General features: G+C 62.3%; 22 protein-coding genes. 4 read left to right on the top strand and 18 right to left on the bottom strand.

From position 1 onward, the window contains the following. Nucleotides 1-87 precede the first annotated feature (87 nt). From lpdA to NKH19_RS15470, 13 genes are all read right to left on the bottom strand, one after another. Complete coding sequence (gene lpdA, locus NKH19_RS15530; RefSeq protein ID WP_352868418.1) at nt 88-1,533, bottom strand: dihydrolipoyl dehydrogenase; 1,446 nt, start codon at nt 1,531-1,533, stop codon at nt 88-90. Between the two features lie 16 nt (nt 1,534-1,549). Further along, nucleotides 1,550-2,185, bottom strand: coding sequence for an SGNH/GDSL hydrolase family protein (locus NKH19_RS15525; protein WP_352868415.1), 636 nt, complete (start codon nt 2,183-2,185; stop codon nt 1,550-1,552). 108 nt (nt 2,186-2,293) lie between these two features. Continuing rightward, nucleotides 2,294-3,703 carry a pyruvate dehydrogenase complex dihydrolipoamide acetyltransferase gene (locus NKH19_RS15520; protein ID WP_352868412.1) on the bottom strand — a complete coding sequence of 470 codons (1,410 nt, stop codon included), beginning with the start codon at nt 3,701-3,703 and terminating at the stop codon, nt 2,294-2,296. Between the two features lie 18 nt (nt 3,704-3,721). After that, on the bottom strand, nt 3,722-5,122 hold the full coding sequence (locus tag NKH19_RS15515) for a pyruvate dehydrogenase complex E1 component subunit beta (protein ID WP_352868409.1): 1,401 nt from the start codon (nt 5,120-5,122) through the stop codon (nt 3,722-3,724). A gap of 15 nt (nt 5,123-5,137) precedes the next feature. Beyond that, nucleotides 5,138-6,175 carry a pyruvate dehydrogenase (acetyl-transferring) E1 component subunit alpha gene (gene pdhA, locus NKH19_RS15510; protein WP_352868406.1) on the bottom strand — a complete coding sequence of 346 codons (1,038 nt, stop codon included), beginning with the start codon at nt 6,173-6,175 and terminating at the stop codon, nt 5,138-5,140. 193 nt (nt 6,176-6,368) lie between these two features. Beyond that, nucleotides 6,369-6,692: an FtsB family cell division protein gene (locus NKH19_RS15505; RefSeq protein WP_352868403.1), complete on the bottom strand. Its 324-nt coding sequence runs from the start codon at nt 6,690-6,692 to the stop codon at nt 6,369-6,371. A 163-nt stretch (nt 6,693-6,855) separates the two neighbouring features. After that, nucleotides 6,856-8,130: a phosphopyruvate hydratase gene (eno, locus tag NKH19_RS15500; RefSeq protein WP_352657940.1), complete on the bottom strand. Its 1,275-nt coding sequence runs from the start codon at nt 8,128-8,130 to the stop codon at nt 6,856-6,858. Nucleotides 8,131-8,634: 504 nt separating this feature from the next. Continuing rightward, nucleotides 8,635-9,000 carry a PRC-barrel domain-containing protein gene (locus NKH19_RS15495; protein ID WP_352868401.1) on the bottom strand — a complete coding sequence of 122 codons (366 nt, stop codon included), beginning with the start codon at nt 8,998-9,000 and terminating at the stop codon, nt 8,635-8,637. Between the two features lie 85 nt (nt 9,001-9,085). Beyond that, on the bottom strand, nt 9,086-9,289 hold the full coding sequence (locus tag NKH19_RS15490; RefSeq protein WP_352868399.1) for a dodecin family protein: 204 nt from the start codon (nt 9,287-9,289) through the stop codon (nt 9,086-9,088). A 95-nt stretch (nt 9,290-9,384) separates the two neighbouring features. Further along, nucleotides 9,385-10,230 carry a 3-deoxy-8-phosphooctulonate synthase gene (gene kdsA / locus NKH19_RS15485; RefSeq protein WP_352868397.1) on the bottom strand — a complete coding sequence of 282 codons (846 nt, stop codon included), beginning with the start codon at nt 10,228-10,230 and terminating at the stop codon, nt 9,385-9,387. Continuing rightward, a complete protein-coding gene (locus NKH19_RS15480; RefSeq protein ID WP_352868395.1) occupies nt 10,227-11,117 on the bottom strand; it encodes a VOC family protein in 891 nt (296 codons plus the stop codon). The genes kdsA and NKH19_RS15480 overlap by 4 nt, the downstream gene beginning before the upstream one ends. 109 nt (nt 11,118-11,226) lie before the next feature. After that, a complete protein-coding gene (locus NKH19_RS15475) occupies nt 11,227-11,517 on the bottom strand; it encodes a Dabb family protein (RefSeq protein WP_352868392.1) in 291 nt (96 codons plus the stop codon). A 99-nt stretch (nt 11,518-11,616) separates the two neighbouring features. Then, entirely contained in the window at nt 11,617-11,751 is a 135-nt protein-coding gene (locus tag NKH19_RS15470) for a hypothetical protein (protein WP_352868389.1), read from the bottom strand. Between the two features lie 64 nt (nt 11,752-11,815). Here NKH19_RS15470 and NKH19_RS15465 point away from each other — a divergent pair, with 64 nt between their 5' ends. Together NKH19_RS15465 and NKH19_RS15460 are read left to right on the top strand one after the other, a co-directional pair. Then, the gene (locus tag NKH19_RS15465) at nt 11,816-12,097 is read left to right on the top strand and encodes a DUF1365 family protein (protein ID WP_352868560.1); all 282 of its coding nucleotides are present in this window, start codon (nt 11,816-11,818) and stop codon (nt 12,095-12,097) included. Nucleotide 12,098: 1 nt separating this feature from the next. Continuing rightward, nucleotides 12,099-13,358 (top strand): class I SAM-dependent methyltransferase, encoded by a 1,260-nt coding sequence (locus NKH19_RS15460; protein ID WP_352868386.1) that lies wholly within the window; start codon nt 12,099-12,101, stop codon nt 13,356-13,358. Nucleotides 13,359-13,405: 47 nt separating this feature from the next. On the opposite strand, the gene NKH19_RS15455 is transcribed toward NKH19_RS15460, so the two are convergent. Continuing rightward, nucleotides 13,406-13,543 (bottom strand): hypothetical protein, encoded by a 138-nt coding sequence (locus NKH19_RS15455; protein ID WP_352868568.1) that lies wholly within the window; start codon nt 13,541-13,543, stop codon nt 13,406-13,408. A 50-nt stretch (nt 13,544-13,593) separates the two neighbouring features. Further along, nucleotides 13,594-14,859, bottom strand: a complete 1,266-nt coding sequence (locus NKH19_RS15450) for an NAD(P)/FAD-dependent oxidoreductase (protein ID WP_352868383.1) — start codon at nt 14,857-14,859, stop codon at nt 13,594-13,596. Nucleotides 14,860-15,025: 166 nt separating this feature from the next. On the opposite strand from NKH19_RS15450, the gene NKH19_RS15445 reads away from it, so the two are divergent. Next, nucleotides 15,026-15,688, top strand: a complete 663-nt coding sequence (locus NKH19_RS15445; protein ID WP_352868381.1) for a 5-formyltetrahydrofolate cyclo-ligase — start codon at nt 15,026-15,028, stop codon at nt 15,686-15,688. Between the two features lie 138 nt (nt 15,689-15,826). On the opposite strand, the gene NKH19_RS15440 is transcribed toward NKH19_RS15445, so the two are convergent. After that, on the bottom strand, nt 15,827-16,300 hold the full coding sequence (locus NKH19_RS15440; RefSeq protein WP_010909317.1) for an Lrp/AsnC family transcriptional regulator: 474 nt from the start codon (nt 16,298-16,300) through the stop codon (nt 15,827-15,829). 157 nt (nt 16,301-16,457) lie between these two features. Between NKH19_RS15440 and ald the strand changes: the two genes are divergently transcribed. Beyond that, entirely contained in the window at nt 16,458-17,573 is a 1,116-nt protein-coding gene (gene ald / locus NKH19_RS15435) for an alanine dehydrogenase (RefSeq protein WP_352868377.1), read from the top strand. Between the two features lie 226 nt (nt 17,574-17,799). Here ald and NKH19_RS15430 read toward each other — a convergent pair whose 3' ends face one another. Then, on the bottom strand, nt 17,800-18,267 hold the full coding sequence (locus NKH19_RS15430) for a DUF1203 domain-containing protein (RefSeq protein ID WP_352868374.1): 468 nt from the start codon (nt 18,265-18,267) through the stop codon (nt 17,800-17,802). Between the two features lie 177 nt (nt 18,268-18,444). Beyond that, entirely contained in the window at nt 18,445-19,002 is a 558-nt protein-coding gene (locus NKH19_RS15425; protein ID WP_352868371.1) for an OmpA family protein, read from the bottom strand. Between the last annotated feature and the right edge of the window lie 59 nt (nt 19,003-19,061).

Here is a 19,061-nt window from a genome sequence, read left to right as displayed (position 1 = left end):
TGCACGAGTGAAAATGCATCCGGAAGCGAACTGCCTTGCCGCCGAGATCCCGCAGTTTGCGCGATTGAGTCTCGTGCGGCCAATCTATCATGCGTTCAGCGCGCGACCATAGGCGTCGAGCACGCTTTCCTTCATCATTTCCGACAGCGTCGGGTGCGGGAAGATGGTGTGCATCAGCTCTTCCTCGGTCGTTTCGAGGTTCATCGCCACGACAAACCCCTGTATCAGTTCGGTCACTTCGGCGCCGACCATGTGCGCGCCGAGCAGCTGACCAGTCTTCTTGTCGAAGATGGTCTTGATGAAGCCCTGGTCTTCGCCCAGCGCGATGGCCTTGCCATTGGCGACGAACTGGAAGCGCCCGACCCGGATATCCTTGCCCTCCGCCTTGGCCTTCGCTTCCGTCAGGCCGACGGAGGCGACCTGCGGATTGCAGTAGGTGCAGCCTGGAATCTTGAGCTTGTCGGTGGCATGCACGCCGGGGAAATTGGCGATCTTTTCGACGCACACCACACCCTCATGCTCGGCCTTGTGGGCAAGCATTGGCGGGCCGGCGACATCGCCGATGGCGTAGATGCCCGGCACATTGGTCTTGCCGTAGCCGTCGACGACGACGCAGCCGCGCTCGGTCTTCACGCCGAGTGCCTCAAGCCCGAGATTCTCGATGTTTCCCTGCACGCCGACGGCCGAGATCATGCGGTCGGCGGTGATCTTCTCGACCTTGCCATCCTTCATCTCGACATGGGCAGTGACCGAGTTGGCACCCTTCTCGACCTTGCTCACCTTGGCTTCGAGGATGATCTTCATGCCTTGCTTCTCGAACTGCTTCTGCGCGAATTTCGAGACTTCGGCGTCCTCGACCGGCATCACCGCCGGTAGCAGTTCGACCACCGTCACGTCGGCGCCCATGGTGCGGTAGAAGGAGGCGAATTCGATCCCGATGGCGCCTGATCCCATGACCAGCAGCGACTTCGGCATCTCCTTCGGCACCATGGCCTCGAAATAGGTCCAGATCAGTCTGCCGTCCGGCTCGATGCCTGGCAGCGCGCGCGGCCGCGCACCGGTCGCCAGGATGATGTGTTTGGCGGTATAGGTGCCCTCGCCCTTGACGCCTTTCGGCACCGGCGGCTGCGGCTCCATCGGCTTCTTGGCGGTCCTCGACACGACAACCTCGCCGGGTTTCGAGAGCTTGGCCTCGCCCCAGATGACGTCGACCTTGTTCTTCTTCATCAGGAAGGCAACGCCGCCATTGAGCCGCAGCGAGACTTTTCGCGAGCGGTCGACCACGGCAGCCGTGTCGACGCTGACCTTTCCGTCGAGCTTCAGCCCGTAATCCTTCAGATGATCCGAATAATGCATGATCTCGGCCGAGCGCAGCAGCGCCTTGGTCGGGATGCAGCCCCAGTTGAGGCAGATGCCGCCGAGATGCTCGCGCTCGATGATCGCCGTCTTGAAACCGAGCTGGGCGGAACGCACCGCCGTGACATAGCCGCCGGGGCCGGAGCCGATGATGATGACGTCGTAGTTCTCAGCCACGATTTTTCTCCTTGATTCACAGTTCCAGCATGACGCGCACGAGCGGCGTCAGCGCCTTGCCGATGTTTCGTGTGTTTTCGGCATCGAGGTGGACGCCGTCGAGCGGGGTGGTTTGCGCCACCGTGCATGCATCGAAGAAACCGCAACCAACCTCGTCGGCAAGGGCAGCGTAGAGCGGCGCCAGACGGGTCGAAGCATCGTCACCGCCGGCAAACATTTCCTTGAATTCGGCATTGTCGGTGCGGCTGACCACGGGCGGTGACACGATCAGGACCTGCGGCGCCGGCCAGTCGAACGGGTAGTCGTGACCACGCACGATGTCGATCAGACGCTGGATGCCTTGCTTGGCCGCGACTGGATTGCCGTGGATCCACGGCTTCATATCGTTGGCGCCGAGCATGAAGACGATCAGATCGATCGGCGCATGCGTTGTCAGGATCGTCGGCAGCAGCCTGGCGCCGTTACGATCGGCGCCGGCCAGATGATCATCGAACGCCGTGGTGCGGCCATTGAGGCCTTCGGCAATGACTTCGGCGGCACCGCCGAGCCCCGCCTGCAGCACGCTTGGCCAGCGGTCTTCAAGCGGGTGGCGGCCACCTTCGGCGTTGTAGCCCCAGGTCAGCGAGTCGCCGTAGCAAAGAACCGTCTTCATGCGCCCACCTGTGCGTTAATCAAACCGCGTCTCAACCGCCAGCGCACGAACAGCCAATCATGAAGGCAAAAAGGCTGGTGAAGACTATCCGCACCGCCCTCTCCCTTCCTAGACCAGCATGCCCATCGGGTTCTCAATCAGCCGCTTGAAGGCGACCAGCAGTTCGGCACCGAGCGCACCGTCGACGGCGCGATGGTCGGTCGACAATGTCACCGACATCACGGTGGCGATTTTGATCTCGCCGTTCTTGACCACTGCCCGCTCTTCGCCGGCGCCGACCGCCAGGATCGTCGCATGCGGCGGGTTGATGACCGCGGCAAAATCCTTGATGCCGAACATGCCGAGATTGGACACCGCCGTGGTGCCGCCCTGGTACTCTTCCGGCTTCAGCTTGCGGCTGCGCGCGCGGCTGGCCAGGTCCTTCATCTCGTTGGAGATGGTGGACAGCGTCTTTTCGTCCGCCTTGCGGATGATCGGCGTGATCAGGCCACCCGGGATCGACACCGCAACGCCGACATCGGCATGCTTGTGCTTGACCATGGCGCTTTCCGTCCACGACGCATTGGCATCCGGCACCGCCTTCAGCGCCATCGCCATCGCCTTGATCACCATGTCGTTGACCGACAGCTTGTAAGTGGGTGCGTCGCCCTTTTCCGTTTTCTTCACCGGGGCCGCCGCATTGATCTGCGTGCGCAGCGCCAAGAGCGCATCGAGTTCGCAGTCGAGCGTCAGGTAGAAATGCGGGATCGTGGTCTTGGCCTCGACCAGACGGCGCGCGATGGTCTTGCGCATATTGTCATGCGGGACCAGGTCGTAGGAGCCTTGCTCGAATAGTTTGAGCACCTGATCGTCCGACATCGCCTTCACGGCAGGGGCAGCCGCCGGAGCGCCGGCGGGAGCCTTGGCGGCAGGCGCCGCCTTGGCGCCGCCACCGGCAATCGCCGCGTCGACATCGGCCTTGACCACGCGGCCATGTGGGCCGGTGCCGGTCACGGCGGAGACGTCGACGCCGGCTTCCTTGGCGATACGGCGCGCCAGGGGTGAGGCAAAGGTGCGGTCGCCCGACGATTGGCCAATCTCCCCCCTTGTGGGGGAGATGCCCGGCAGGGCAGAGGCGGGCGTGACAGAATGAGACGTTTGCGGGACAGCGCCCCCCTCTGTCGACTTGGTCGACATCTCCCCCACGGGTGGGGAGATTGGCGCTTTATCCTGCTTGGCCTCGGCTTTCGCTGGTTCGGCAGCCCCACCGCTTTTCGCGGCAGCGCCCGCATCTTCACCCTCGGCAGCCAGCACGGCGATCAGCGCGTTGACCTTGACGCCCTCGGTGCCGGCGGGAACGACAAGCTTGGCAACCGTGCCCTCATCGACTGCCTCGACTTCCATCGTAGCCTTGTCGGTCTCGATCTCGGCAATGACATCGCCCGGCGAAACCTTGTCGCCTTCCTTGACCAGCCACTTGGACAGATTGCCCTCTTCCATCGTGGGCGACAGGGCCGGCATGGTGATGTTGATTGGCATTTTGTCCTCCCGCCCGGTTCAGCGATACGTGACGGCTTTGACCGCCTCGATGACCTCGCCGATATTGGGCAAGGCCAGCTTTTCGAGGTTGGCCGCATAGGGCATCGGCACATCCTTGCCGGCAATGGTGATCACCGGAGCGTCGAGGAAGTCGAAGGCGCGCTGCGACACCTGGTTGGCGATATGGTCGCCGACCGAACTCTGCGGGTAGCCTTCCTCCACCACGACCAACCGGTTGGTCTTCTTGACCGAGGCGATGATGGTGTCGAGGTCGAGCGGCCGGATGGTCCTGAGATCGATGATCTCGACGTCGATGCCCAGGCCGCGCAGTTCGGCCTCGGCCTTGACCGCATAGGTCATGCCGATGCCGAAGGAGACGATGGTGACGTCCTTGCCGGTCTTGTGGATGCGCGCCTTGCCGATCGGCAGCACGAAATCATCCAGCTTCGGCACGTCGAAGGACTGGCCGTAGAGGATTTCGTTCTCGAGGAAGATAATCGGATTGGGATCGCGGATCGCAGCCTTCAGCAAGCCCTTGGCGTCGGCGGCGGTGTAAGGCATCACCACTTTCAGGCCCGGAATGTGGCTGTACCAGGCGGCATAGCACTGCGAGTGCTGGGCGGCGACCCGGGCGGCGGCACCGTTCGGTCCGCGGAACACGATCGGAGCGCCCATCTGGCCGCCCGACATATAGAGCGTCTTGGCGGCCGAGTTGATGATCTGGTCGATCGCCTGCATGGCGAAGTTGAAGGTCATGAACTCGACGATCGGCTTCAGGCCGGCCATCGCGGCACCCACGCCGACGCCGGCAAAGCCGTGCTCGGTGATCGGCGTGTCGACGACGCGGCGCGGTCCGAATTCCTGCAGCAGGCCTTGCGTGATCTTGTAGGCGCCCTGGTATTCGGCGACCTCCTCGCCCATGACGAAGACATCGCCATCGCGGCGCATTTCCTCGGCCATGGCATCGCGCAGCGCCTCGCGCACCGTGGTCGAGACCATTTCCGTGCCGGCCGGAATATCCGGATCGGCGGCGATTTCCGTCTTGGGGGCGGCGGCGACCGGCGTGGCCGCGGGCTTTGCGGCCTCAGCCTTGTCCTCGGCTGCTGGAGCCTCCGCCTTATCAGGCGCTTCCGCCTTGGCGGGAGCCGCGGACTTGCCGATGTCTCCGGCACTTTCGCCGTCCTGCAATAAAACAGCGATCGGCGTGTTGACCTTGACGCCTTCGGTGCCGGCGGCGATCAGGATCTTGCCCAGCGTGCCTTCGTCAACGGCTTCGACTTCCATCGTCGCCTTGTCGGTCTCGATCTCGGCGATGACATCGCCGGCGACGACCTTGTCGCCCTCGTTCTTCAACCACTTGGAAAGATTGCCCTCTTCCATGGTCGGCGAGAGAGCGGGCATGAGAATTTCGATCGGCATGTCCTTGCCCTCCCGTTACAATACGATATCGGTCCAGAGCTCGGACGGATCCGGCTCCGCGTCGTTCTGGGCAAATTCGGCGGCGTCCGCAACGACGTCACGAACCTCCTTGTCGATGGCCTTGAGCTCGTCCTCGGTCGCCCACTTCTTCCCGGTCAGCCGCGCCTTGACCTGCTCGATCGGGTCATGGTCCGAGCGCATCTTCTGCACTTCTTCCTTCGAGCGGTATTTCGCCGGGTCGGACATCGAGTGACCGCGATAGCGGTAGGTCTGCATTTCGAGAATGATCGGTCCGTTGCCGGCGCGGCACCATTCGGTCGCCTGGTCGCCGGCGGCCTTCACGGCGCGCACGTCCATGCCATCGACCTGGATGCCAGGGATCTTGAACGAGGCGCCGCGATGCGAAAAGTTGGTTTCCGCCGAAGAGCGCGAAACCGAGGTGCCCATGGCATAGCGGTTGTTCTCGATGATGTAGATCACCGGCAGCTTCCACAGCGAGGCCATGTTGAAGCTTTCATAGACTTGGCCTTGGTTGGCCGCACCGTCGCCGAAATAGGTCAGCGAGACATTGTTGTTGTCGCGGTAGCGGTTGGCGAAGGCCAGCCCGGTGCCGAGCGAAACCTGCGCGCCGACGATGCCGTGGCCGCCATAAAAATGCTTTTCCTTGGAGAACATGTGCATGGAGCCGCCCTTACCCCGCGACAGGCCGCCACGACGCCCGGTCAGCTCGGCCATGACGCCACGCGGCGACAGCTCCATCGCCAGCATGTGGCCGTGGTCGCGATAGGCGGTGATCATCTGATCGCCGTCGATCAGCGCCATCTTCATGCCCGTGACGACCGCTTCCTGGCCGATATAGAGGTGGCAGAAGCCACCGATGAAGCCCATGCCATAAAGTTGGCCGGCCTTTTCCTCAAAACGGCGGATGAGCAGCATGTGCCGGTAGGCGGCAAGCTCTTCGTCCTTGGTGAATTCGGCAGGCTTGGGGGCCGAAAGCCCCGATTTACCGTCGGATTTGGATTTGGCAGGCGCTTTTCTGGCGGCGGTAGCCATGCATCACTCCCTGTTGGCGTCTCTTTGTGGACATTAGAGCAGATGAAATCTGCTCTGGGGAGATGAGCTCCTCCCCATCGATTTATGGGAAGCTAACACGCGTAAGAGCGTTGCGCCATGCCGAATTTGCATAGCTGGCATGCACCTAAGCGATTAAAATCATTGAAAATATTGCCGATTAACTGGATATCAGTTATTTCTCGACGGACGGCAACATGATGGTGATTTCGTCTGCCTGGGACAGATTGAGCGCCTTGCGCGCCTGCTCGTCGAGCATGTCCTTCTCAAGCGTGCCTTCATGCATGAGCCGAACGCGGCGCTCGAGTTCCATGCGGCGTGCCTTGATCGCATCGAGCTGGCCTTGCAGCGCTACCGTCTGGGCTTCCAGCTGGTATTTCGAGTAGATGCCGAATTCGCCGTGATAGGCATGAAAGCCGAAATAAGCCAAAAACGCCGCGCAGAGCGAGGGGATGATCAGCCGGCCGGTGTTTCTCTGCTTGTGCTGACGCGTCCACATCGCCCGATTCCTCTCGGCCGCGAACTCAGGCGGCTCACGATCTTTTTCGCTCGATTGTGCTTAACGGACGGTTACGGATGACCGGCGGGGCCCTGTCGAAATGAAAAAGGGCGGGAATGCTCCCGCCCTTTCATCCGATATTCGACGTTAGCGTGCTTACGGATCAGCCCTTGACCACCGACTTGCCGGCGTAGCTTGCTTGCTTGCCGAGCTCTTCCTCGATGCGGATCAACTGGTTGTACTTGGCCATGCGGTCGGAGCGCGACAGCGAGCCGGTCTTGATCTGTCCGCAATTGGTGGCGACCGCGAGATCGGCAATGGTCGAATCCTCGGTTTCGCCCGAGCGGTGCGACATGACGGCGGTGTAGCCGGCCTTGTGCGCGGTTTCGACGGCATCGAGCGTTTCCGTCAGCGAGCCGATCTGGTTGACCTTGACCAGAATCGAATTGGCAACGCCCATGCGAATGCCGTCGCGCAGCCGTGCGGTGTTGGTGACGAACAAATCGTCGCCGACCAGCTGGGTCTTCTTGCCGATCAGATCGGTCAGGTACTTCCAGCCTTCCCAATCGTCCTCGGCCAGGCCGTCCTCGATCGAGATGATCGGATAGTCGGCGGCAAGCTTGGCCAGGTACTTGGCCTGCGCCTTGGGGTCGCGCGTCTTCTTCTCGCCCTCATAGACGTAGTTGCCGTCCTTGAAGAACTCGGTCGCGGCGCAATCGAGGCCGAGCGCAATCTCCTCGCCCGGCTTGAAGCCGGCCTGCTCGATCGATTCCATGATGAAATCGAGCGCCACAGGCGCACTTTTCAAATTCGGGGCAAAGCCGCCCTCGTCGCCGACATTGGTGTTGTGGCCGGCATCCTTCAGCTTCTTCCTCAGCGTGTGGAAGATTTCCGAACCCCAGCGGACACCTTCACGCAGCGTCGGCGCGCCGATCGGCAGGATCATGAATTCCTGGAAGTCGATCGGGTTGTCGGCATGCGCGCCGCCATTGATGATGTTCATCATCGGCACCGGCAGGAGATGCGCCTTGGTGCCGCCGACATAACGGTAGAGCGGCAGGCCGGCTGCTTCGGCGGCGGCCTTGGCCACCGCCAGCGACACGCCGAGAATGGCGTTGGCGCCGAGCCGGCTCTTGTTGGGTGTGCCGTCGAGCTCGATCATGGTCTGGTCGATGTGGATCTGATTTTCGGCTTCCATGCCGCCGATCGCCTCGAACAGCTCGCCATTCACCGCCTCAACAGCCTTGAGCACGCCCTTGCCGAGATAGCGGGCGCCGCCGTCGCGCAGTTCGACGGCCTCGTGGGCGCCGGTCGAAGCGCCCGACGGCACCGCCGCGCGGCCCATCGAGCCGTCTTCGAGAATGACGTCGACCTCGACGGTCGGATTTCCACGGCTGTCCAGGATTTCACGCCCGACAATGTCGATGATGGCGGTCATTGCGATGTCCTCGATTGATCTTAAGAAGCGTCGCGCACGTCTTAGCCAAAGTGCCGTAAAAGGCAATCGGCCGGCTCGCAATTATTGCCGTGGCGTCAGCCTAAAGCGCGTCGCGTTTGAACGGATTCAAACGGATTCAGGCGCCGCGCTTTAGATGTTTGTTTTTATGCATGTCGTTCTCCCAAAACCGGGGCCACTTTTTGGGCGACATGCATCACGATTCACGAAGCGCAAATCGCTGTCATCATAAGTCATGTGCGGCAGAGCGGCTTCCGGCTATGGTGCGGATGCGCGGGGCGAAACAGGAGGAGTTTCGCCATGTCCCAGTTGAGTGGTATCGTGAGTCTGTTCCTGATCGCGGCGGCCTTTCTGACGTCGTGCGACAATCAGCAGTCGCCGCCCAAGGCTGCGGCGCCCTTGTCGGCGCCGCATATAAGCGGATAGGTGTGCCTCGAATCCAAAAGGCCCCGTCGATCTCTCGACGGGGCCTTTTGCTTGCAGGCATCAATGCCAGTAAGGCGTGACCTTGTAGTAGTCATAGGACGCGTCGCGTGCCACCTCACCATCCGCGCCGGCCAGTTCGTTGATCGAATAGGCGGGTGCGGCCTTCAGCTGTTCCTTGGAGAACGGCACGACATAGCCGCCCTTGTCCTCGTCGTAGTCCAGGCTTGCCCACGGTATCGCGTGATACTTCTCGCCGATGCCGAGGAAGCCGCCAAAACCGATCACTGCGAACATGATGCCGTTCGACGTCTTGTCGAGCATGACGTCCTGGATGCTGCCGATGCTCTTGCCCTCGGTGTTGTAGACCGACGTGCCAATGACTCGCGAAGCCGCGATGGCCTCGGTGTGGCCAGTCTGGGTTGTCATGATCTTGCTCCTCATTGTCGTTAACTCTGCTTGGACAATGAGGGGCGCGGGCGAAAGTTCCCGACTTTTTTCGGCTGCGGGCCGGTCACTCCGCGAGGATGAAAGTCACCTTCATGTTGACGCGATAGGCGGTAATCTTGCCGTCCTCGACGACGATCTTCTGATCCTGGATCCAGGCGCCTTCGACGTTCTTCAGGGTTTTCGATGCGCGCGCAATCCCCTGTTCGATGGCGTCCTGAAAGCTCTTGTTCGACGACGAGGTGATTTCGGTGACGCGGGCGACGGACATGGCTTCCTCCTGCCAAAACGCTCATTTGCCGGGCAAGCGTACAGTCGGCTTATGCCGATCACAAGCGCCGACAGTCGGCGAAGGATGTGCCTGGCTTAGTGACCCTTGGCGATGCGATCGAATGCCATCAGCCGCTCGAGCAGGGCCGGCATGTCCTTCAGCGGCAGCATGTTCGGGCCATCGGAAGAGGTCGAATTATCCGGATCCTGATGGGTCTCGATGAACACGCCGGCAACGCCGACGGCGACGGCGGCGCGTGCCAGAGTCTCGACAAAGCGGCGCTCACCACCCGAGGAGCCGCCCTGCCCGCCCGGCTGCTGCACCGAATGGGTGGCGTCGAAGATCACCGGCGCGCCGATCTCGGCCATGACAGGCAAAGCGCGCATGTCGGAGACCAGCGTGTTGTAGCCGAAGGAGACACCGCGCTCGGTGGTCAGCACATTGGCGTTGCCGGAGCCGGTGATCTTGGCGACGACGTTCTTCATGTCCCAGGGGGCAAGGAACTGCCCCTTCTTCACGTTGATCACCTTGCCCGTTTTGGCGGCGGCGACCAGCATGTCGGTCTGGCGCGACAGGAAAGCCGGAATCTGCAGGACGTCGACATGCGGCGCGACGATGGCGCACTGCTCCTCGGTGTGGACATCGGTCAGCACGGGGAGCGAAAATGCCTTGCGCAGTTCGTCGAAGACGGGAAGTGCCGCATCCATGCCGGCACCCCGCGTCGCCGACAGCGAAGTGCGGTTGGCCTTGTCGTAGCTGGTCTTGTAGACGAGGCCTATGCCGAGCTTGCCGGTCAGTTCCTTCAGCGCGCCGGCCATATCGAAGGCATGCTGGCGCGATTCAAACTGGCAAGGGCCGGCGATCAGCGCCAAGGCTGCATTGTTGTCGAAGACGACATTGCCGACGGTTACCGATGAATTGGGCGCCAGGGGTATGCTCATGGGATCTCCCGGAAGATGAAGGCCGCGCCCTGTCCGGGTGCAGGCCGCACGACAATATCATTGCCCGCTATATCGTGTTGGATGGAATTGGCTGCAAGCAGCCGCGATGTGACATCGGCGCTCCGGACCGAAAAGACCACCGCGGCGAAGCGAAGGTCCGTCGGCGCACCGGCCGGCAGGCCAAAGCGCGCGGTGAAAGAGGCTGGGTCGAGCACGCTCAGATCCGCATTCGGCAAGTGAAATGTGCCGCCCCGGCTGTCGGTGGTCGGATTGTCCACCGCCACCGAAATCAATCCATGCTGTTCGGCAGGTTGGTCGCTGACAGCTACGATCTCGACAATTCCAGTGGCGCCGTTGGCGTGCGCCTGCAAAGCCGCACGGTCCACGTCAGGCGCGTTGACCCGCTCGCAGGCAAACAGGAAAGCGTCCGTGGCCTTGGCTCCCGCCGCAAAGGCGAGCTTGAACGATGCGACGTCGCTTTTGCCCGCCGGGTCCGTGAAGGCGCGCGAAAAGCTAAGCGTGTCCCCCGCCGAGATGCCGGCCTCGAGGTAGCGCGCATGATCGGCATCGGCATTGCCGGTAGAGAGAACCATGGCGGAGAATCCCTCGTCACCACGGTTGTCGCGATAGATGCGGTCGCGCGCGACGAAGACATTGCCTTCGGCAATGGCCGTCGTCGCGGCCTGCGAATCGCCGACAGCCAGTGGTTCGAGATAGGTGCCGTCGGCGAGGAACACACAACAGTTTTCGGTCCCGAAGGGATGGACCCCGGTCGGTGCAACGACGAAGCCGAGCGTGGTGAGCCGGGCTCGCGCCACATCGAGGCTCTGCGTCGGCAGCACCAGATGATCGAGCGGATGGGCGCCGGTGGCTGTGGTTCGGGTCATGCAGGCGCGATGTGCATCATTCCGCAAACCGGTTCAAGACTTGATCGCAATCCGGGCCGGTCCACCCGGCTATTTCATGGGACGTCGAAAGGCCGGAGCGTGGTCTCGATCAGCTCCCCGCGACGACATCGGCGGAGTAGCGCAGCTCGCGCAGTGGTTTGACCTTGCTGGTGGTCCGCGCATAGAGCGGGTGCGCCTTGTAGGCGGCCAGCGCGGCGTCATCGGCGAATTCCGCATAGACGACCACATCGACCTCATCCGACAGCGGGTCCACCTTGGTGTTCAAGGTGACCTCGAAAAGGCTGGAATGAGGAATGTTGCCGAGCGCCAGCAGGCCGGTGCGCACCGCCTCCACGTCCTCCTTACGCCGCGCGCTGAAGAAAACGATATGCCGGATCAAAGCCGCCTCCTCGATCTAAATGCCGGAGGTCTTTTGTGACGGCAGCACGGCGGCGTCAATCGACAAGGATGTCGCGGCCGCCGGTCGTTCGAGCAGACGTTAGATATTGTTGGTGACGGACCGCGCGAAGTGCGTGGCGCCCCTCACCGTTGAGTCGAGATACCGGCCCTGATTGTATATGCCATCCCAGATCAGGAAAAACGCGATGGCGGCAATGACGACTACATAACGCATGGCTAAATCTATCGCACACGCAATGCCGCAGCCATAGGCGTTTTTGGCGCGTTCGGCCTTTGCTGTGCAAAAGGCAGATCCACACCGGCGAGAGCACCCACTTGGCACAGCCCAGCTTGCAGCCTGCCTCTTGAAGTTCCCCCTCATGACGTGGAAGATTGTCGCAAGGATTCACTGGGAAGCGCTGAAGCTCAGGCGAAAAAGGGCGCGCGCTTCGTTCGAGACCGCCGATCGCCGAACCGGTCAGCTGCCGGAACCACGCAACGGTGTTCGAACCTGGCGAATGAACCGCGAGAACCGGGGCTCGGCAATTTGCGCCGACACCGCGGAAGTCAGGGGCGCGTGAGATGGCACACAAGGAACATCATGGCATGGCGTTGAGCGACGCGATCAGGCTCGACGAATTCAATTTCGCCGAGATCGTCAAAGGTCTGCCGGCCAAGGCACGCATGGTGCTGTCGGCGGCGATGAACCTGCCGCGCGGTTCGCTCAAGGTCAGGATGCCGGACGGCCGCGCCGTCCTCGTCGGCGGCAAGGGACCCGGCCCGGACGCCGAACTGGTGCTCAAGAACTGGCGCTTGCCCGGCCGCGCCTTTTCCGGCGGCACGATCGGCGTTGCCGAATCCTACATGGATGGCGATTGGGATAGCCCTGACGTGACCAGCTTCCTGGAGCTGTTCGTGATCAATTCGGCCATCGGCGAGCGTATCGCGGGCGGCACCAGCTGGCTCATCAACACCGTCCAGCGCATCCGCCACTGGTTCAACCAGAACACACGCACCGGCTCGAGGCGCAACATCTCGGCGCATTACGACCTTGGCAACGCCTTCTACAAGGAATGGCTCGATCCGAGCATGACCTACTCCTCGGCGCTCTATACGACCGGTGCCAACGACCTGGAAAGCGGCCAGGCCGCCAAATATCGCGCGCTGGCGAAGGATATCGGGATCGATCCGAAGGACCATGTGCTGGAAATCGGCTGCGGCTGGGGTGGCTTCGCCGAATTCGCGGCGCGCGAGATCGGCTGCCGGGTGACAGGGCTGACAATCAGCCGCGAGCAGCACGATTTCGCCACGGCGCGCATCGCCAAGGCCGGACTTGCCGACAAGGTTGACATCAAGCTGCAGGATTATCGCGACGAAACCGGCACCTATGACCGCATCGCCTCGATCGAGATGTTCGAGGCGGTCGGCGAGAAATACTGGCCACTATTCTTCAGCAAAATGAAGGCCTGCCTGAAGCCCGGCGGCACTGCTGGCCTGCAGATCATCACCATCAACGAAGCTTCTTACGACACCTATCGCGCAAGGCCGGATTTCATCCAGCGCTACGTGTTCCCCGGTGGCATGCTGCCGACGCCGTCTATCCTCAAGGCGCTCGGCAGGGATCATGGCCTCGCCCATCTGCGCGAACACGTGTTTCCCGACGACTATGCCCGCACGCTCGCCGAATGGCGCCACCGGTTCTGGGCGTCATGGGAGAAGATCGTCCCGCTCGGCTTCGACGACCGCTTCAAGAAGCTCTGGGAGTTCTACCTGCACTATTGCGAGGCCGGATTCCGCGCCAGCTACATCGACGTGCGCCAGGTGGTCTACAAGGCTTATTAGATCGACGCCGCGGTGACGGCATGGAACCGAGCTTCGAACGGAAGTGGTCAGAGCAGGATGCGGTATTTCGCGAATCCTGCCTCGCCCTCACCCGCCGGTTCGATCTTCAGCGATTTCACCCGCCCAATAAAATCCTTCGCCTTGGCGCCGGTTTCGAACACGGCGCTGATTCCGGGCAGCGGCATGAACGACCAATTGTCGTCCGGCGCGGATGAACATACGCAGCCGGGGAAGATCAGCCCTTGTCGTCGTCGCCCTGGGTGATCAGTCGCGCGCTGCGCTGACCCGTCGCGTAGATCCATAGCCAGCTCAACGAAACGGCGAGCCGGTTACGAAAGCCGATCAGGAAATAGATGTGTGCAATCCCCCACAGCCACCAGGCCGCCCAGCCGGTGAGCTTGATCCAGCCGAAGTCGATCACGGCGGCACGCTTGCCGATCGTGGCGAGATCGCCGTCATGCCTATAGTGGAACGGGCGCGAGGTGGTGTCGCCGGCAAGCCGCGCCTTCAGCGTGGCGGCAACATGCCGGCCCTGCTGCTTGGCGGCGGGCGCCACTCCAGGAACGGGCCGCCCGTCAGGCCGCAGGACATGAGCGGCATCGCCGATGACGAAAATCTCCGGGCTGCCAGGGACGGTCAGGTCTGGCTCGACGAGCACCCTGCCCGCCCGGTCCGCCGCCGCGCCGAGCCACTCGGCGGCCGGTGAAGCGGCAACGCCCGCCGCCCACAGGATCGTCTTCGCCGCCAGGTGCTTGTCGCCGAAGACGACGCCCTCGGCGTCGCAACGCGTAACAGCCCGGCCGAGTTCGACCGTCACGCCGAGCCGCTCGAGCGCCTTCGAGGCATAGTCGGAAAGCTTCGGTGCGAAATTGGCCAGAATACGGTCACCGGCCTCGATCAGCACCACGCGCGTGTCGCGTGTATCGATGTTGCGGAACTCGCCATGCAGCGTGTCATGTGCCAGCTCGACGATGGTGCCGGCCAGTTCCACGCCGGTCGGCCCGCCACCGACGATCGCAATGGTCAGCAGCGCCTGGCGTTTGGCGGGATCGGTCTCCCGCTCGGCCTGCTCGAAAGCCAGAAGTATGCGCCGCCGAACCGTGGTGGCGTCCTCCAGCGTCTTCAGGCCAGGCGCGAAAGGCTCCCACTCGTCATGGCCGAAATAGGCATGGCGGGCACCGGTGGCGAGCAGCAGCGTGTCGTAGGCGACCGCGCTGCCGTCTTCGAGCAGCACGCGTTTGCCGGCGCGATCGACGCCGACGACATTGGCGAGCAATGTCGTCACGTCCTTACGCTTGTGCAGCAGATGGCGGACCGGCCAGGCAATCTCGGATGTCGCCAGCGCCGTGGTCGCCACCTGGTAGAGCAGCGGCTGGAAGAGGTGATGGTTACGCTTGTCGATCATGGTGATGCGCACCGGCGCACCGCCAAGCGCACGTGTGAATTCGAGACCGCCGAAACCCGCGCCGACGACGACGACATGATGGCTGGCTTGGTTCATCTCAATTCACCCCAATGCATCTGACCTGATGTAGGTATTTTTGTGCACTGCAACAACGCTCCATCCTTTGATGATTGCCCGGGAGTCGCCTTCGAATGTCGTGAATGCACATGTCGGGCACCGTGGCCCGGTATAGCGTTCTTCAAACGGCACCACGAGGTGAGGCATGGCCAACGATCGAGACGACGCCGCTCCGGCGCGGTATTCTTCGCCGCCCTGTTTCATGCATGAACTCGATCCGGAATTCAGAGCGCCTCTGAGCGACTGGACCGATGTGAGACGCTGGCGCAAGCCCGAGCGCGAACGCCTGATCACGGCCCGCCTTGCCGTTTCGGCCGACGCGAGAACGGTCATGTCGCAACGGATCGCCGATGGCCTCGACGCGATCATTGGCAAGATCGCCGGCCGCATGGTCAGTCTTTACTGGCCGTTTCGCGGCGAGCCGGACTTGCGGCCATGGATGGCGTCCGTCAATGCACGCGGCGGCCGCACCGCCCTGCCCATCGTTGTCGAGAAAGGGCACCCGCTGACCTTTCGCACCTACGCGCCGGGCGACAGGCTGGAGAAAGGCGTCTGGAACATCCCGATTCCAGCCGAGGGCGATCCGGTGCTGCCGGACATCGTCATCTCACCGATCGTCGGCATCGATCCCCAGAACTACCGCCTGGGTTATGGCGGCGGCTTCTTCGACCGCACGCTGGCCGCGATGCCGTTCAAGCCCCTGGTCATCGGCGTCGGCTACGAGCTGCAGCGCATCGCCACCATCTACCCGCAGCCGCACGATATCCCGATGGATCGGGTGGTGACCGAGGCATTCAGGATCGGTTAGCGGTGTTGAGATTCAGGTTAGGCCGAGTCGAGAATGGCGGGTTCCGAGAACCGGAACGGAGCGGACGTTAGAGTCCGTGAGTGCCGGAAGCACAGGAAACCGCCGTTCGCAGGCCGGCATCACCTGAATCGATATAGCTCAGGCCATTTCCGGCTTCATGCCCATGGCCGTGCGGTCGACGATTTCGCGTAGCGCAAAAGATGAGTTGATCTTGGTCACATGCGGCATCGCCGACAGCCATTCCTTGTGGATGCGCTCATAGTCGACGAGATCCTTTGCCGCGATCCTGAGAATATAGTCGTACTCGCCCGACATCAGATGGCAGGACAGCACGTTCGGACAGCGCTTGATCGCCGCCTCGAAATCCGACAGCGTCTTCTCGAATTGTCCCGACAAGGATATGTGCACGATCGCCGTCATCTGGTGGCCAAGCGCAGCATTGGAGAGCCGGGCATGGTAGCCGCGGATGGTTCCGGATTTCTCCAGATTGTCGAGCCGGCGCGAACAGGCCGACTGCGATAGACCGACCTTCTCGGCGAGTGCCGCATTGGGTATCCGGCCATCCTTCTGCAAAGTCTCGAGAATGGCGATATCAATCCTGTCGAGCGGCATTTTTCGTGAATCCTGCGAAAATCTGACTGTTTTGCGCAACGATTATCGAAACACTGCCGCTGGCGCAAGCGCATTCGCAAACACTTGCACACCGATTCGTGGTTCACTCCTGCAATACAGGGAACGAGCCCAAAAGGGCCGGATCAGGAGAAGAAAAATGCGCGTCGGCTGCCCCAAGGAAATCAAGAACCACGAATATCGCGTCGGCCTCACGCCCGGCTCGGTCCGCGAATATGTCGCCCATGGCCACGAAGTGCTGGTCGAGACGGGAGCCGGAGCCGGCATCGGGGCCGATGACAACGCCTATCGCGCCGCCGGCGCGACGATTGCCAAGACGGCTGCCGACGTGTTCGCCAAGTCGGACATGATCGTCAAGGTCAAGGAGCCGCAGCCCACCGAATGGGCGCAGCTTCGCGAAGGCCAGATCCTGTACACCTATCTTCATCTTGCTCCGGATCCGGAGCAGACCAAGGGCCTGCTCGCTTCCGGCGTGACGGCAATCGCCTACGAGACCGTGACCGATGATCGTGGCGGCCTGCCGCTGCTGGCGCCGATGTCCGAGGTCGCCGGACGCTTGTCGATCCAGGCCGGCGCCACGGCGCTGCAGAAGGCCAATGGCGGCCGCGGCGTGCTGCTCGGCGGCGTGCCCGGCGTGCTGCCCGGCAAGGTCACCGTGCTTGGCGGCGGCGTTGTCGGCCTGCACGCTGCCAGGATGGCGGCGGGGCTTGGCGCCGATGTCACCATCATCGACCGCTCGATCCCGCGCCTGCGTCAGCTCGATGACCTCTTCGCCGGCCGCGTCCACACCCGTTACTCGACGGTCGAGGCCCTGGAAGAAGAGTGTTTTTCGGCCGATATCGTCGTTGGCGCCGTGCTGATCCCCGGTGCCGCGGCGCCGAAGCTGGTTTCGCGCGAAATGCTCTCAGGCATGAAGAAGGGCTCGGTGCTGGTCGACGTCGCCATCGACCAGGGCGGCTGCTTCGAGACCTCGCACGCCACAACCCATGCCGATCCGACCTATGAGGTCGATGGCGTCATCCACTATTGCGTCGCCAACATGCCGGGCGCGGTGCCGGTCACCTCGGCCCATGCGCTCAACAACGCAACGCTTCACTATGGCCTGCAGCTTGCCGACAAGGGCCTGAAGGCGCTGATCGACGACCACCATTTGCGCAACGGCCTCAATGTCCACAAGGGCAAGATCACCAACCGGGCTGTCGCCGAGGCACTCGGCTACGAACTGGTCGAGCCGAAAGCCGTTCTGGCCGCCTGATTTCACAAAAAGACTGCTTCTTCCCGTCTCACCCGCCGGTTTCATGCCGGCGGGTTTTTCTTTGGGATCGAAGCAGGCAACAAAAAAGCGGAGCCAAAGCCCCGCTTCCTCGATGTCGAGATTTGCCGCCGGTTCATCCGCGGTCGGCCAATCGATCGACAATCGCGTTCTATCGCGATTATGCGACGGGAGTACGACAGCGTCTCCTGTCGGCGATCCCAGCGCCTCATGCGCGCTCGATGCGACACTGGTAGCAATTGTTGCGAGCCGAACGGACATGGACGTAGGCGATATCGTCGCGCTCGAACAGCGCCTCTGCCCGTGCGGCGATTGCTCCGGTCGGGATGACACCGCCACTGCCATAGACGATGCGATCATCCCTGCCATAGCCGCGCACGATGTAGTCGGGACTTTCGAGGATCTCGGGAAGCGCCTCGCTTCCGGCGGCGCGTTCGCATTCCTCGGCATGCAGGAAGATCGGCCCGGTTTCGGCGTAGGGCTGGAGCTCCGGAAATGGCCGGTAGGCCAGGATGAGGTAAGCGTCGCCGGCGGCGATGTTCTTCAGGCAGTGCCGGCAAGGCATGCCGTCACCGTCGGAGATCTTTCGCTCGGGCGTGTCACCGTAAGCATCGGGACCGCCCCGCTGCAGGTTCCTGACATCGTCGGTCGGCAACGCTTTGAACTGGATGGTCATGGTGAATTTCTCCGGTGTCGTTGACCGGAAATTATGTCGCCAGGTCCGCGCCTCCCACCCGATTCCTGCCAAGGTGCAGGACCGATCGATTCTCGGCAATCGGTCCTGCGACCAGTTCTGTTCGGATCGGGTTTTGTCCGTCCGGCATATTGCGCCGGCTAAAGAATACTGTCCCGCTCAGCGGATAAAATCGTCGAAGCGGCGGAGCGTCACGCGCCGGTTCTGCCAATTCTCGTTCTGCGTTTGCACGAGCAAAAACTCCTCACCGTAACCAACCGTTTCCAGTGCATAGCCGGGCACACGGAATTGGCGCACCAGTGTGCGCTTGAGCGAAGCGGCGCGCTGTTCCGACAGGGCCTGGTTCGACTGGAAGGAGCCGACGGCGTCGGTATGGCCCTCGATCAGCACGCGGGCACCCGGATCGCGGCGCAGGATGCGCCGCAGCGCGTCAGCAATGTTCTCGATCTTGTCGTATTGCGAGTTGGAAATGGCCGCCGAACCGAAGGCGAAATTGATCGACTGGATATCGATCGAGCGGGCCATGCGGCGCAAATCCGGGCGCCGCTTGAATTCGCGGATGGTGACGCGTTCATTCGGCCGCAGCTTCACACGCGGTGCCGCCTCGAGGTTCCTCTCGATCGTCGCGGCCGAAGGCGTTGTCGCCTGGGCGGCGGCAAGGCTCGGCATGGCAATGGCCGCGATCAGCGCGGCGGCAAGTGTACGGCGGGTCAACATGTCTTCGTTTCCTTCGGCCTTGGCCGCATTGATGGTGCGGGCAACATGCCAAAGGCAGC

Origin of the sequence: Mesorhizobium sp. M1338, assembly GCF_040318045.1 — a bacterium.
In the GTDB taxonomy this organism is placed as follows: domain Bacteria; phylum Pseudomonadota; class Alphaproteobacteria; order Rhizobiales; family Rhizobiaceae; genus Mesorhizobium.
This window is presented reverse-complemented; position numbering and strand designations above follow the sequence as displayed.

Coding starts and splice junctions, on each gene's coding strand:
- eno (WP_352657940.1), bottom strand. CDS start 8,130: ATGACCGCCATCATCGACATTGTCGGGCGTGAAATCCTGGACAGCCGT.
- NKH19_RS15425 (WP_352868371.1), bottom strand. CDS start 19,002: ATGTTGACCCGCCGTACACTTGCCGCCGCGCTGATCGCGGCCATTGCC.
- NKH19_RS15445 (WP_352868381.1), top strand. CDS start 15,026: ATGGCCAACGATCGAGACGACGCCGCTCCGGCGCGGTATTCTTCGCCG.
- NKH19_RS15450 (WP_352868383.1), bottom strand. CDS start 14,859: ATGAACCAAGCCAGCCATCATGTCGTCGTCGTCGGCGCGGGTTTCGGC.
- NKH19_RS15440 (WP_010909317.1), bottom strand. CDS start 16,300: ATGCCGCTCGACAGGATTGATATCGCCATTCTCGAGACTTTGCAGAAG.
- NKH19_RS15520 (WP_352868412.1), bottom strand. CDS start 3,703: ATGCCAATCAACATCACCATGCCGGCCCTGTCGCCCACGATGGAAGAG.
- NKH19_RS15470 (WP_352868389.1), bottom strand. CDS start 11,751: ATGCGTTATGTAGTCGTCATTGCCGCCATCGCGTTTTTCCTGATCTGG.
- NKH19_RS15430 (WP_352868374.1), bottom strand. CDS start 18,267: ATGACCATCCAGTTCAAAGCGTTGCCGACCGACGATGTCAGGAACCTG.
- NKH19_RS15505 (WP_352868403.1), bottom strand. CDS start 6,692: ATGTGGACGCGTCAGCACAAGCAGAGAAACACCGGCCGGCTGATCATC.
- NKH19_RS15515 (WP_352868409.1), bottom strand. CDS start 5,122: ATGCCGATCGAAATTCTCATGCCCGCTCTCTCGCCGACCATGGAAGAG.
- NKH19_RS15455 (WP_352868568.1), bottom strand. CDS start 13,543: ATGCCGCTGCCCGGAATCAGCGCCGTGTTCGAAACCGGCGCCAAGGCG.
- NKH19_RS15525 (WP_352868415.1), bottom strand. CDS start 2,185: ATGAAGACGGTTCTTTGCTACGGCGACTCGCTGACCTGGGGCTACAAC.
- kdsA (WP_352868397.1), bottom strand. CDS start 10,230: ATGAGCATACCCCTGGCGCCCAATTCATCGGTAACCGTCGGCAATGTC.
- pdhA (WP_352868406.1), bottom strand. CDS start 6,175: ATGGCTACCGCCGCCAGAAAAGCGCCTGCCAAATCCAAATCCGACGGT.
- NKH19_RS15460 (WP_352868386.1), top strand. CDS start 12,099: ATGGCACACAAGGAACATCATGGCATGGCGTTGAGCGACGCGATCAGG.
- ald (WP_352868377.1), top strand. CDS start 16,458: ATGCGCGTCGGCTGCCCCAAGGAAATCAAGAACCACGAATATCGCGTC.
- NKH19_RS15480 (WP_352868395.1), bottom strand. CDS start 11,117: ATGACCCGAACCACAGCCACCGGCGCCCATCCGCTCGATCATCTGGTG.
- NKH19_RS15495 (WP_352868401.1), bottom strand. CDS start 9,000: ATGACAACCCAGACTGGCCACACCGAGGCCATCGCGGCTTCGCGAGTC.
- NKH19_RS15490 (WP_352868399.1), bottom strand. CDS start 9,289: ATGTCCGTCGCCCGCGTCACCGAAATCACCTCGTCGTCGAACAAGAGC.